Raw genomic sequence first — 12,669 nt, forward strand, 5'->3', positions numbered from 1 at the left:
CCACAACCCCGCCGCGCAGCGAGTCAGCCCATTGCTCTGAGATAATGGCGCACCGTCAGCCGCGAGACGAGTCCCGCGATCGTCGCGACCACAGCCGCGACCAGGATGACGACCGCATAGCCGGACCAGCCGATCTCGAAGGCGCCGAACAGCGCCTGCAACTGGTCGGCCTCGGGCGTCGCGCTCCAGGCCGAAGACAGGAAGCCGAGCAGCGCGATCGCGATGATCGCCGCCAGTCCCCCGGCCGCGCCGCCGCGCAGGCCGAGTGCGACGAAGCGCGTCTGGAATTCGCGGGCGATGAACTCGTCGGTCGCCCCCACGAAATGCAGCACCTCGACCGAGTCGCGGCTGCCGGCCATGGCGCCGCGCGTCGCGAAGGCGACGGCGAGCCCGGCCGCCACCAGCACCAGCAGTACCACCGCGACGCCCGCAAGGATGATCGTGCTGGCCATGGTCGAGAGCCGGCGCACCCAGAGCCGGTGGTCGTCGAGCGTCGCGCTCGGCACCTCGCGCCGCAATGTCTGGCCGAAGGCGACGAGTTCACTGGCGGAGGTCGAGGACAGCCGCAGCACGATCAATCGCGGGATCGGCAGTTCGACGAGGTCGAGCCCGGCGCCGAGCCAGGGCTCGAGCAGCTTGTCCGACTCCGCCTTCGGCAACGGCTTGGCCTCGGCGACGCTCGGCACGGCGCGCGCCAGCTCGACCGCGCGGGCGATGTCCCGCTCGATGTTGCGGCGCGGATCGGGCCTGACCTGGATCGTCATCTCGTTGGCGACCGCGCCGCGCCATTGCTCGGAGGCACGGGCGGCGAGCAGCGCCGCGCCGGCGCTCAGCGCCGCCAGGAAGGTCAGGATGGCGATGACGACGACGAGTGCGCGCCCGGCAACCGAATCCACCGGCACCAGTGGCTGGTCGCGGCGCAGGCTCGCTGGCAGGCGCTGACGACCGCGCGGCCGCTCTTCCTCGGTCTCGTCGATGTCGAGGGGCTCAGGCATCGACATGCAGATGCCCATCCGCCAGCACGAGGCGCGGTGCGTCGTAGAGTTCCATCAGCGCGATGTCGTGGGTCGCGATCACCACCGCCGTTCCCAGCGACTGCAATTCCATGAACAGCCTGAGCAGACGCCGGCCAAGGCCGGGATCGACATTGCCGGTCGGCTCGTCGGCGAGCAGCAATTGCGGCCGGCTGATCAGGGCGCGCGCGATCGCGGCGCGCTGCTTCTCGCCGCCGGACAGGACCGCCGGCACGGCATGCATGCGCTCGCCGAGCCCCACCCAGCGCAGCAGTTCGACGACCTCGGCACGATAGCTCGCCTCGTCCTTGCCGAGGACGCGCAGCGGCAGCGCGACGTTCTCGTAGACGGTCAGGTGATCGAGCAGACGGAAATCCTGGAAAACGACGCCCATGCGCCGGCGAAAGTCGGTCAGCGTGGCGGCTTCGAGGCGCGAGACGTCCTGGCCGAACAGGTTGACCAGTCCGCGCGTCGGTTTGAGCGCCATCAGGACCAGGCGGATTAACGTGGTCTTGCCCGCGCCCGACGGCCCGGTCAGATACTGGAAGGAGCGTGGCGCGATGCTGAAGTTGATGTCCTTCAGCACCTCCGGCCCCATCCCGTACCGCAAGCCGACATTCTCGAACCGAACCAACGCACTTCCTCTCGCTGATCTTTTCCGAATCGTGCCGGACGAGCGCCGAGCCGACAGGACCTTACACCGAGACGTCTCCCCGGCGGAAAGCGCCGGCAGGTTTTCCTCAGCCTCGCGCGGCGCAGGCTTTACGCGACGTTAACCATAAATCGACCCTATGGGAGGCGGAGCCGCCGACCGCACCCGCTTGCGCTTGCGCGCAGCGAGGAGAGGATCAGGCTCCGGACCGACATCTCTGGGATGCAGCGCGGAGCGAGCATTTTTAAGGCCATGCAGATCGTCTGCCCCAACTGCGCCAGCCGGTACGAGATCGCCGAGGCCAAGATCGGGACCGGCGGCCGCAAGGTGCGCTGCGCCAGCTGCCAGACGACCTGGCAGATCGAGGCACCGCGCGCCTCCGACGCGCAACCGGCGGATGACGTCCTGCAATCCGACCTGGATGCCGCGATCCCGGAGCTTCCCAGCCCTCCCAGCGCCGAGCAGACCGCCGCCGAGCTGGAGGAGGAGCTGCGCCGCGCCGCCGAGATCGACGCCGACATCTCGGCGATCGCATCGGAGCAGACCGAGCCTCCGCAGCCGGACGCAGCACCATCACGGCCTCCCGGGCGCAAACGCAGCTGGATCGCGCCCCGCAATCCGGCGGCACGCCTGTCCTCGGCAGCGGCCGGCCTCTTCGTCGCGGCCGGTCTCGCCGCGCTCGGCCTCGGCCTCTGGCAGCGCGAGCGCATCGTCCGGACGGTACCGCAATTCGCCGGGCTCTACGCGAGCATCGGCTTGCCGGTCAATGTGCGCGGGCTCGCCTTCAGCGCCGTCGAGAGCGAACTGGTTCAGGATCAGCAGGGTCGCTTCCTCGTCGTCTCCGGCGATGTCACCAACATCGCCAAGGGCACGACCAAGGTGCCGCCGATCACGGTGATGGTGCGAAGCGAGGATGGCAAGGTGCTCTACAGCTGGACGACGGAGCCGCCGCGTCCGTCGCTGGAGCCGGCGGAGCTGATGCATTTCCGTGCCCGCCTCGCCTCGCCGCCCAATGACGGACGCTCAGTGCAGCTTCGTTTCGGCGCCGGCAGCCCCGGCGGCGTCGCCAGCCTCAACTGATCTCTTCCGGCTGGTTTCCACACCGCCACCGCCCAGCCGCTTCAATTGTCGGCGCATGGACGCTATGACTGGGGCCTGTTGAGATGAGCCCGCGATTACGGGGCTGCGCGGGCATCGGCTCGCGCCGAAAGGAACTGTCGTCGATGTCCCAGCCCAAGCGTATCCGCGTTCTCTATGACGAGGCGGCGATCGCCGCACGCAATGCCGAGATGGCCAGCGATATCGCCGCCAATGCCGGCGAGGACCTGCTCGTCGTCGCGGTGCTGAAGGGCAGCTTCATGTTCGTCGCCGACCTGATCCGCGCCATGCATCGCGCGGGCATGACTCCGCAGGTGGAGTTCGTGCATTTGTCGAGCTATCGCGCCGCCACCGTCTCTTCCGGCCAGGTCGAGATTCTGCGGGATGTGCAGAGCGATGTCCGCGGCCGGCATGTCCTGCTCGTCGACGATATCCTCGAATCCGGCCGTACGCTCGCCTTCGCCAAGGACCTGCTCGCGGCGCGCGGCGCCGCCCGCGTCTCGACAGCCGTGTTGCTGGAAAAGCCGGCCAAGCGCGCCGTCAATATCCAGGCTGACTATGTCGGCTTCGAATGCCCCGACTATTTCGTCGTCGGCTACGGCATGGACGTCGCCCATTCCTATCGCCAGTTGCCCTATGTCGGCGTGATCGAGACCGCCGACCAGGCCGGTCTGCCGGGGATCTGAAGCGATGTCGCGCATTCTCGTGGTCGATGACGAGGAGAGCCTGCGCTCGCTGGTCGCGCGCGGCCTCGCCATGGATGGGCACGATTGCCTGACCGCCGGCGACGGCGCCGAGGCGCTCGACATCCTGATGGCCGAACAGGGCCATTTCGACCTGCTGCTCACCGATATCCGCATGCCGCTGATGGACGGCATCGCGCTGGCGCTCGCTGCCAAGCAGCACTTCCCCGACCTCACGATCATGCTGATGACCGGCTATGCCGAGCAGCGCGAGCGGGCAAAAAGCCTGGAGACGATCGTCTCGGAGGTGATGACCAAGCCTTTCACCATAGCCGAACTGCGCGAGACGGTGCTGCGCGTGATCGAGCGCTCGATCGGGTAAAGCCGTTCGTCTCTTGACGCTCGGCAGCTGATATCTATCTTTGGTAGATATCGCCAGTTGGAGCCTGTGACATGGGGACCGCTTCCTCGGCAAGAGCCAAGCTCTTCATGCATGGCCGCAGCCAGGCGGTGCGGCTGCCGAAGGAGTTCCGCTTCGAGGGCAGCGAAGTGCGGGTCAGCAGGGTCGGCGACAAGGTCATCCTCGAACCGATGGCCGGCGCGCCCTTCGATGCAGATGCATGGCGCGCCCGGCTCGATGAACTCGGCGCCCGCGATTTCCTGGTCGACGGGCTGCCGGATGATCCTCCGCCGGCCGACGAAGACGAGATCGCATTCGGCTGAGGCGATCCGATGTTCTGCCTCGACACCAATGTGATCGTATACGCGATCAATGGCCGCGTTCCGGCCATCGAGCAGCGGCTTCGCCAAGAATTGGCGATAGGAACGACACTCCTCGTCCCCGCCATCGTCCTGTTCGAGCTCCGCTACGGCATCGCCAAGAGGATGCGGCGCGAGGCGTCCACGCGGGTCCTCGATGCTTTTCTGGCGGACGGCTTCGACGTGCTTTCGTTCGAGGCCGAGGATGCCGCCGAGGCCGGCGACATTCGCGCCGCGCTGGAAACCTCCGGCATGCCTATCGGTGCCTACGATATCCTGATCGCAGCCCAGGCTCGGCGGCGCGGCGCCGTTCTCGTCACGGTCAATCGCCGCGAATTCGAGCGCGTCCCCGGCTTGATGGTTACAGATTGGGCGGGATGACCGCTCAGCGGTTCAGCCACCAGATCGAGGCGTTGAGCAGGCTCGCGAAAGAGACCCAGGCGAAATAGGGCACGAAGAGCGCCACGGACAGCCTGTCGCCCAGCCTCGCGAAGCACCGCATCGTCCAGATCATCGCCGCCAGCAGCATCGCGATCACGACGAGCCCGCCCGCCGGGCTGTTCAGGCCGAAGAAGGCGCAGGACCAGAGCATGTTGAGCACAAGCTGGGCATGATAGGCGAGCAGCGTCTGCGCCCTGCCCGGCGTATCGACTGGCTGGCGCAGTGTGCGGAACGCAGCCAGCGCCATCAGTGCGAACAGCGTCGTCCACACCGGAGCAAACAGCCAATTTGGTGGATTGAACGGTGGCTTGGCGAGGCCGGCATACCAGCCCGGAATCTGCGGCACCGTCACGGCGCTGCCGATCAGCGACGCCGCGACCACCGGCAGGATGGCGAGGAGCGCGGCAAGCCACACATTCAGCTGACGATCGGTGCTGCCTGACGATATGCTCATGCGGTGACAATGGGGTGAGCTTGCGCGCCGCACAAGACGAGCCTCTTGCACCGCAACAATTCAGGTGAGATGAATTTTCTCACATAGTGGAAATCGGATCGCCTCATGACCAAGCGCCCGCTGCACCCCCGTTCGCTCGCCGCGCAGGCGCTGGGCAAGATCGATCCGCTGACCAAGGCCGTGGTGCCGCCGATCCATGTCTCCACCACCTATATCCGCGACGAGGACAACGCCTATTCCTCCGGCTTCATCTATGGCCGGCCGGACAACGAGACGGTCCATGAGGCGCAGGCCGTCCTCGCCATGCTGGAAGAGGCCAAGGCCGGCGCCCTGCTGTTCGGCTCGGGGATGGCCGCGGCGACCGCCGTGTTCCAGGCGCTCTCTCCCGGTGATCATGTCGTCGCCTCCAAGGTGATGTACTGGGCGCTGCGCGCCTGGCTGCTGACCGAGGCGACCCGCTGGGGCCTGAAGATCGACTTCGTCGAGACCGATGACCTCGCCAGGCTCAAGGAAGCGGTGAAGCCCGGCGTCACCAAGCTGATCTGGGCCGAGACCCCGTCCAACCCGCTCTGGACCATCACCGACATCGCCGCGGTCGCGAAGATCGCCCATGCCGCCGGGGCCAGGCTCGCGGTCGATTCGACCTGCGCCTCGCCGGTTCATACCCGGCCGCTGACGCTCGGCGCCGACATCGTCATGCACGCCGCAACCAAGGTGCTGAACGGCCACTCCGACGTCGTCGCCGGCGCGCTCTGCGCCAATGCCGATGACGAGTTCTGGAACCGGATCAAGACCATCCGCAAGGGCCAGGGCGGCATTCTCGGCCCGTTCGAGGCCTATCTCCTGATGCGCGGCATGCGCACGCTTCATGTCCGGCAGGAGCGCCAGTCGGCTTCGGCCATGGCGCTGGCGCAGAAGCTGTCCGCCCATCCGCTGGTCTCGCGCGTGCTCTATCCCGGCCTGCCGCAGCATCCCGGCCACGACATCGCCGCCAGGCAGATGGAAGGCGGCTTCGGCTTCATGCTCTCCGTCCAGGTCAGCGGCGGCGAGGCGGCGGCGGTCAAGTCGGCCGCCCATGTCGAGCTCTACAAGCGCGCGACCTCGCTCGGCGGTGTCGAGAGCCTGATCGAGCATCGCGCCTCGATCGAGGGCGCCGGCTCGCCCTGCCCGCCCGACCTGCTGCGCCTTTCGACCGGCATCGAGGATGTCGAGGACCTCTATGCCGATCTCGACCAGGCGCTGAAGGCCGGGCACGGCTGAAACCTCAGAACCAGATGCCCTTCGCTGTGATCAGCAATTGCCGGCGGTCGGCGAGCCCGTTCAGGCCGCCATTGATCAGCTGGGTGACCCGGGCCGCATCGTCGCGATCCGCGGCGGCGTTGATCTTGCGGTCGCGCCAATAGGCGAAGGCGATCTGGACCGAGATGCGCGGATCGAGCGCCAGCTCCGGCCGCCCTTCGAGATCGACGTTCAGCATCCGGCCGATGCGCTTGTAGTTGGCCCGCCCCGTGAGCTGAAAGATACCGCGCCCGTGATAGCGCGCGCCGTCGCCGGGCTCGGTGTTGCCGAGATCCTCGCGGCCTTCGTATTTGGCGAACTGCTTCTTCCCGCCCTTCTCCTCGAGCGTGCGGAAACGGTCGGTCTCATGGGCGGCCTGCGCCAGGAAATGGCAGACGCGCAGCGGCGTTGTCAGATCGGCCTCGGCGGCGAGCCGGGTGAAATGCAGGGCGATGTTGCCCATGATCTCGGCCTTGCCGATCGGCGCAAGGCGCGACAGGCGCTCGAGACTGACGGCGAGATCCGGCTGCCGCGGAGCCTGCGGCTCCTCGACCGGTATATCTTCGGCTGGCGATCCCTGCATCGACATGGCGGCACTCCTGTTGCGCGTTTGCGCGAGTATGCATCGGTTTCGCGGTGCGGGGATAAGTTCGCCGGCAGAACCGTCATGGCGCTGAAACAGCGCGCGTCTAGCGAGGGCCTCCGTCCCAGGGAAAGCTCGCCATGACCACCGACACCGCTCTCAATCGCCGCGCATTGCTCGCCGGCCTCGGCACTGCCGCGCTCGCCGCTGCGGCAGCGCCCGCCCTCGCCCGCTCGCTTCCGCCTGTGCCGACGAGCAACCTTGCCACCGACACCGGCTATTGGGATGCCGTCCGGCGCCGCTACAGCGTCACGCCCGACATGGTGAACCTCGAGAACGGCTATTGGGGCATCATGGCCGAGCCGGTGAAGGCCGAGTTCAAGCGCCTGACCGACTTCGTGAACTTCGAGAACACCGTCTATGCCCGCAGCAGGATCGGCCAGGATCTCGACAACATCCGCACGCCGCTGGCCGATTTCCTCGGCGTCGCACGCGAGGAGATCGCGCTGACCCGCGGCGCCACCGAAGCGCTGCAGACGCTGATCGCCGGCTACAACAAGCTGAAACCCGGAGACGGCGTTCTCTACGCCGATCTCGACTATGATTCGATGCAATACGCGATGAACTGGCTGAAAGGCCGGCGCGGCGTCGAGGTCGCGAAATTCGATATCCCCGAGCCGGCGACCAAAGCCAATGTGCTCGCCGCCTATGAGGCCGCGCTCAAGGCCAATCCGAAGACGAAGCTGCTTCTGCTCACCCATATCAGCCATCGCACCGGGCTGATGATGCCGGTCAGGGAGCTCGTCGCCATGGCCAAGGCGCGCGGCATCGACGTCATCCTCGACGCGGCCCATAGCTGGGGCCAGGTCGACTTCAAGGCGAGGGATCTCGGCGTCGATTTCATCGGCTTCAATCTGCACAAATGGATCGGTGCTCCGCTCGGCGTCGGCCTGATCTACATCGCGCGCGAACGGCTGGCCGATATCGACACCCATTACGGCGACGAGGATTTCAAGCCGGACGATGTCCGCTCGCGTATCCACACCGGCACGCCGAATTTCGCCGCCCAGCTGACGGTCCCCGCCGCGCTCGCCCTCCACCAGGAGATCGGGCCGCAGGCCAAGGAGGCGCGCTATCGGCACCTGCGCAACTACTGGGTCGCGAAGGCGCGAGAGCTCAAGGGCGTCGAGATCCAGACGCCGGACGATCCCGAGATGGTCGCCGGCATCACCTCTTTCGCCCTGACCGGCAAGCGCTCGGCCGCCGACTGCAACGCTGTCGTCGCGGCGCTGCGCGACCAGCACAAGGTGATGACGGTGCGACGCGGCGGCGTCGCCAAGGGCAACACCATCCGCATCTCGCCGGCGCCCTATCTGACGGAAGCCGACCTCGACCGCTTCATCGCGGCGCTCGCGGTCGTCTCGGGCAATAGGGCGGGTTGAGATTTGGCCGTCATTCTCGGGCAGCGCGAAGCGCAGACCCGAGAATCTCGTGACCAGAAGGCGCTGGCTTGCGCCTCATCCGGCTTGAGATGCTCAGGTCAAGCCCGAGCATGACGCGGGACCGTCAGATCAATTCCGCCGCAGCAGGCGCTCCAGATAGTCGAGCTCCTCGGTCGGCCGCAGCGGATCGCCGAGGCGCCGCCGCAGTTCCTCGAGGATGCGCCGCGCCCGCTGCGTCGCGCTCTCGTCGGCACCCGGCACGCGCACGCGGCCATCGGCCCAGTCGCGCTGGCGCTGCGGGCGGCCAAGCGGATCGTTGTTGTCGCGCTGCTGCGCCGAGGGCCGGCCGGCCGGGCGTCCATCCGGCTCGCCATAGGCGTTCTCGTTGCCCTCGCCCTCGCCGGGCTCGCCCTGCATCTGCTGGGCGAGGTTCTGGCCGCCCTTGCGCAGGGCTTCCAGCGCCCGGCCCTGCGAATCGACCGCCTGCCCATCCTGGCCTTGGCCAAGCTGGCCCTCGGCCTCGCGCATCGCATCCTCGGCCTCGCCAAGTTCACCGGGGTCGGCGCCCATGCCGCGCATGCGCCGCTGCAGATCCTGCAGCCGCTCGCGCAGGGCCTGCTGGCGCTGTGACAACCCTTGCTGTCCCTGGCCCTGCCCGCCTTCGGCGTTCTGCCCGTCCTCGCCCTCGCCGTCCTCGCCAGGCTGCTGCCCGGGTTGCTGGCCACGCTGCCCGCGCTGGCCCTGCTGCCCTTGCTGGCGCTGGCCCTGCTGGCCGGGACGCGCCTGCTGCTGGCCGGGGCGGCGGCCCTGCTGGGTGCGGTTCTGGTTCTGCTGGTCCTGCTGGTAGGTCTCGTCGCGCAACTGCTGCTGCTCGCGCGTCATCCGGTCGAGATCGCCCAACGCCTGGTTCATCTCACGCTGGCGCGGGTCCTGCTGGCCCGGGCGCGCCGTCTTGAGGTTGTTCAGGAGGTTGTTGAGCTCTTCCATCAGGCGCTGCGCCTCGGCCATGTCGCCGCGCTTGGTCAGTTCCTCGATGCGGTTGAGCATGTTCTGCAGGTCGCGCGGTGTCACCGTTCGGAAATTCTCCGGCAGCCGCGCCTGGTTCTGCTCGCCGTTCTGCTGCTGGCGCTGCCATTGCTGGGCAAGCTCGCGCATGTACTGGTCCATGGCGCGGCGCAGATCTTCGGTGAGCTTCTTCATCTCCTCTTCGGAGGCACCGCGCTCCAGCGCCTGCGCCAAGTTCTCCTGCGCGGCCCTGAGCGCCTTTTCGGCATCCGAGAGGTCGCCATCCTCGAGCTGCAGCGCGAGCGCCCACATCATCTCGGCGGCGTCGCGGAGCTGGTCGTCGCTGGCGGCGCGGCGCAGTCGTTCGCCGATCATGCGCATGCCGAGATAGACACCGGTCTCCTTCATGAAGCGGTCGGGCTCGATCATCAGCGCGTCGAGCGCAAGCTGAACTTTCTTGCGGTTGTCGACGTCCATGACGAGCTTGCGCCGTTGCTCGACCAGCGCCTTGGCCAGCGGCTTGGTGAAAGTCCGCTGCGGCAGCACGACTTCGAGGGTCTCGCTGCGTCCCTCCTGCCCGGTCTCGTCGCGCGCCAGGAGGCTCATATTAACCTTGGCGCCGGCCCAGGGATGGGCCGAGAAATCGACCGTGCTCTTCATCTCGTCGTCGCCGGAACCGGAGGGCGGCACCGGCAGCACCTGCTTCGGCGCCTCGACCAGCGAGCGGCCACCCGTGATCGGCCCGACACGCGAGACCAGCACTTCGGCCGAGGCGATGCCGTAATCGTCCTTCGCGCGATAGCTGAGGCCGAGCCCGCCCTGCACGCCGCTGACGGGCTTGGGCGCATCGGCGAAGGCGATCTCCGGCTTCTGGTCGATGATCGCGTGCAGGCTCAAGGTCTGCGCCGGGGCGCCCGAGCCGGTGATGCGCAGGGTGCCGTCGCCGGCCACGAGATAGCGCTTCTCGGTCACTGCGACCGTATTCGGCGGCACGGCCTTGGCCGGCGCCGGCTTGGCGTCTCCGGATTTGACTTCGCCGGGCTTGCCCTCGACCGGTACGGCATCGAGCCGGCCGGTCGTTGCGACATCCATTCCGCTTTTGCCGGCGATGCGCACCACCACCGTCGATTTCTCGGGCACGTTGAAGTTCGGGCTGGCGAGCCTGCCGAAATCGATCAGGATCGGCGGCATGCGCGTATAGGAGGGCGGGTCGATCCAGGCATCGATCCGGACCGCAGCGGTGGCAAGCGCAGGTCCGCGCCAGTCGAAGGCGGCGGCGAGCCGCGGCAGGGCCTCATGCCCGGCGACGAAGAAGCCGGCGACCGCTGCGACCAGCGGCACGGCGCGCAAGGCCCGCCTGTCACGCCCGGCCATGCGCGGCTGTGGCGGCGCGACCTTCAGCGCCGCGACGTGAGCGCTCTGGCGCTGCAGATGCAGCGTCCACAACGCCTGCGAGACCGGATCCTTGCCGCCGACCGCGAGCGTATCCTCGAGCGAAGTCGCCGGACGGTGAGCCCCGTCCATCGAGTGGTCGAGCCGGGACAGCGCCTCGCGGCGGCTCGGCCAGCGACCGGTGACGGCCGGCCAGAAGCTTCCCAGCAGGAGCAGAGCAAAGACGGCGGAGCCGGCGGCCCGCCCCCACCAGGGCAGATACAGCCAGAGCCCGAGCCAGGAGACGGCGAGAAAGGCGAGGACGACGCAGAGCGGCGCCCACAGCTTCGGCCAGAGACGCTCCCAGGCGAGCGACAGCCGCGAGGCCGCAGTGAGCCGCTCCAGCCGCTTGCGGATCGTACCAACCGAATCTAGCGCCGTGCGGCGCGGTGCTTCGCTCATCCGATGCTCCGGGCCGCCCCCCGCGGCGCCTCTCCTAGCTTCATCGATCGAGCAAAGAGGCTAGCACGTGATTGTGGCGTGACCAGCACCCAGGCACGATGCCCCACAGGCGCTCCGCTTATTGTGAAGCAGACTCAGGGCAGCCAGGGCGGTGCACGATCCGTGCCGATCAGCTCTTCATAGGTCTGGCGCGGCCGAGTCACCGCGAATTTGTCGCCTTTCACCAGCACTTCGGCGACCAGCGGGCGCTGGTTGTAGGTCGACGACATGCTGGCACCATAGGCGCCGGCCGTCATGAAGGCGATGAGGTCGCCCGGCTTCAGCGCCGACAATTCGCGTCCGGCGGTGAAGGTGTCGCCTGATTCGCAGATCGGCCCGACGACGTCATAGGCGATCGTCTTGGCCCCCTCCGCCGGCTCCGCCACCGGCCAGATCTCGTGATAGGCCTCGTACATGGCGGGCCGCATCAGGTCGTTCATCGCCGCATCGACGACCAGGAATTCCTTGGTCGGGCGCGGATTGAGGTGGAGCACCTTCGTCAGGAGGATGCCGGCATTGCCGACGATCAGGCGTCCCGGCTCGAAGCCGAGCTCGGCGTCGAGCCCTTGCATCAGCTTGGCGACCATTCCGGCATAGGCTTCGATCAGCCCCGGGCCATGGTCGAAATCCTTCGGAACCTCGTAGGGGATGCCGAGCCCGCCACCGAGGTCGAGCCGGTCGACGCGGTGCCCTTCGGCCCGCAGCGCCAGCACGAGATCGCGCATCTTGGTGTAGGCCGCTTCGAAAGCATCGACCTCGCGGATCTGGCTGCCGATATGCACGGCAAGGCCCATGATCCTGACGCCCGCCATGTTGGCGGCGCGGGCATAGAGCCGATGCACCTCCTCGAAGGAGACGCCGAACTTGTTGGCCGAGGAACCGGTGGTGATCTTGGCATGGCCGCCGGCACCGATGTCTGGATTGACCCGGAACACCGCCTCCTGGCGCTTGCCCAGCCGCTGCGCCACCTTCGACAACAGGTCGAGTTCGCCTTCGGTCTCGATATTGACCTGGTAGATGCCGGCCTCGACAGCGAAGGCGAGCTCGCTCTCAGCTTTGCCGACACCGGAAAAGACGATCTTGCTGGCCGGAAAGCCGGCGGCGAGCGCCTTGCGGATTTCGCCCTCGGACACCGTATCGGCGCCGGCGCCGAGCGCAGCGAGCGTCTTCAGCACGCCGAGATTGCTGTTCGCCTTCATGGCATAGAAGACATGCGCCGGCTTGCCCGGCGCGGTCGACGCCATCGCCGCCTCGTAGAGGCGGTAATGCCGCTCGATCGTCGCCGAGGAATAGACATAGACCGGCGTTCCAACCTTATCCGCGATCTCGCGCAGGTCGACATCCTCGGCGAAGAGCGCGCCGTCGCGATAGGCGAAGTGATGCATCGAA

Annotated in this window: 13 protein-coding genes; 7 read left to right on the plus strand and 6 right to left on the minus strand. The window is 67.5% G+C overall.

The features are described 5' to 3' along the window. Window positions 1–23: 23 nt before the first annotated feature. Together BMZ21_RS16055 and BMZ21_RS16060 are read right to left on the minus strand one after the other, a co-directional pair. A complete protein-coding gene (locus tag BMZ21_RS16055) occupies window positions 24–1,001 on the minus strand; it encodes a cell division protein FtsX (RefSeq protein WP_342029035.1) in 978 nt (325 codons plus the stop codon). Then, a complete protein-coding gene (locus BMZ21_RS16060) occupies window positions 988–1,611 on the minus strand; it encodes a cell division ATP-binding protein FtsE (protein WP_244543891.1) in 624 nt (207 codons plus the stop codon). Before BMZ21_RS16060 ends, BMZ21_RS16055 begins: the two co-directional genes overlap by 14 nt. A 306-nt stretch (window positions 1,612–1,917) precedes the next feature. Between BMZ21_RS16060 and BMZ21_RS16065 the strand changes: the two genes are divergently transcribed. From BMZ21_RS16065 to BMZ21_RS16085, 5 genes are all read left to right on the plus strand, one after another. Continuing rightward, complete coding sequence (locus BMZ21_RS16065) at window positions 1,918–2,745, plus strand: zinc-ribbon domain-containing protein (protein ID WP_167561654.1); 828 nt, start codon at window positions 1,918–1,920, stop codon at window positions 2,743–2,745. A gap of 143 nt (window positions 2,746–2,888) precedes the next feature. Next, entirely contained in the window at window positions 2,889–3,449 is a 561-nt protein-coding gene (gene hpt / locus BMZ21_RS16070; RefSeq protein WP_199777537.1) for a hypoxanthine phosphoribosyltransferase, read from the plus strand. A gap of 4 nt (window positions 3,450–3,453) precedes the next feature. Beyond that, window positions 3,454–3,828 carry a response regulator gene (locus tag BMZ21_RS16075; protein ID WP_091836358.1) on the plus strand — a complete coding sequence of 125 codons (375 nt, stop codon included), beginning with the start codon at window positions 3,454–3,456 and terminating at the stop codon, window positions 3,826–3,828. A gap of 71 nt (window positions 3,829–3,899) precedes the next feature. Beyond that, window positions 3,900–4,169, plus strand: coding sequence for an antitoxin (locus BMZ21_RS16080; RefSeq protein WP_091836360.1), 270 nt, complete (start codon window positions 3,900–3,902; stop codon window positions 4,167–4,169). A 9-nt stretch (window positions 4,170–4,178) separates the two neighbouring features. After that, window positions 4,179–4,586, plus strand: coding sequence for a type II toxin-antitoxin system VapC family toxin (locus BMZ21_RS16085; protein ID WP_091836362.1), 408 nt, complete (start codon window positions 4,179–4,181; stop codon window positions 4,584–4,586). A gap of 4 nt (window positions 4,587–4,590) precedes the next feature. On the opposite strand, the gene BMZ21_RS16090 is transcribed toward BMZ21_RS16085, so the two are convergent. Continuing rightward, the gene (locus tag BMZ21_RS16090; RefSeq protein ID WP_091836364.1) at window positions 4,591–5,100 is read right to left on the minus strand and encodes a TspO/MBR family protein; all 510 of its coding nucleotides are present in this window, start codon (window positions 5,098–5,100) and stop codon (window positions 4,591–4,593) included. 105 nt (window positions 5,101–5,205) lie between these two features. Here BMZ21_RS16090 and BMZ21_RS16095 point away from each other — a divergent pair, with 105 nt between their 5' ends. After that, complete coding sequence (locus BMZ21_RS16095; RefSeq protein ID WP_091836367.1) at window positions 5,206–6,360, plus strand: trans-sulfuration enzyme family protein; 1,155 nt, start codon at window positions 5,206–5,208, stop codon at window positions 6,358–6,360. Window positions 6,361–6,364: 4 nt separating this feature from the next. On the opposite strand, the gene BMZ21_RS16100 is transcribed toward BMZ21_RS16095, so the two are convergent. Beyond that, a complete protein-coding gene (locus BMZ21_RS16100) occupies window positions 6,365–6,967 on the minus strand; it encodes a glycoside hydrolase family 19 protein (RefSeq protein WP_091836369.1) in 603 nt (200 codons plus the stop codon). A gap of 134 nt (window positions 6,968–7,101) precedes the next feature. On the opposite strand from BMZ21_RS16100, the gene BMZ21_RS16105 reads away from it, so the two are divergent. Continuing rightward, window positions 7,102–8,403 carry an aminotransferase class V-fold PLP-dependent enzyme gene (locus BMZ21_RS16105; RefSeq protein WP_091836371.1) on the plus strand — a complete coding sequence of 434 codons (1,302 nt, stop codon included), beginning with the start codon at window positions 7,102–7,104 and terminating at the stop codon, window positions 8,401–8,403. Window positions 8,404–8,532: 129 nt separating this feature from the next. On the opposite strand, the gene BMZ21_RS16110 is transcribed toward BMZ21_RS16105, so the two are convergent. Continuing rightward, window positions 8,533–11,241 (minus strand): TIGR02302 family protein, encoded by a 2,709-nt coding sequence (locus BMZ21_RS16110; RefSeq protein WP_091836373.1) that lies wholly within the window; start codon window positions 11,239–11,241, stop codon window positions 8,533–8,535. 134 nt (window positions 11,242–11,375) lie between these two features. Next, window positions 11,376–12,665 carry a diaminopimelate decarboxylase gene (gene lysA / locus BMZ21_RS16115; RefSeq protein ID WP_091836375.1) on the minus strand — a complete coding sequence of 430 codons (1,290 nt, stop codon included), beginning with the start codon at window positions 12,663–12,665 and terminating at the stop codon, window positions 11,376–11,378. Window positions 12,666–12,669 lie beyond the last annotated feature (4 nt).

It is taken from the genome of Allobosea lupini (assembly GCF_900109525.1).
GTDB lineage: Bacteria > Pseudomonadota > Alphaproteobacteria > Rhizobiales > Beijerinckiaceae > Allobosea > Allobosea lupini.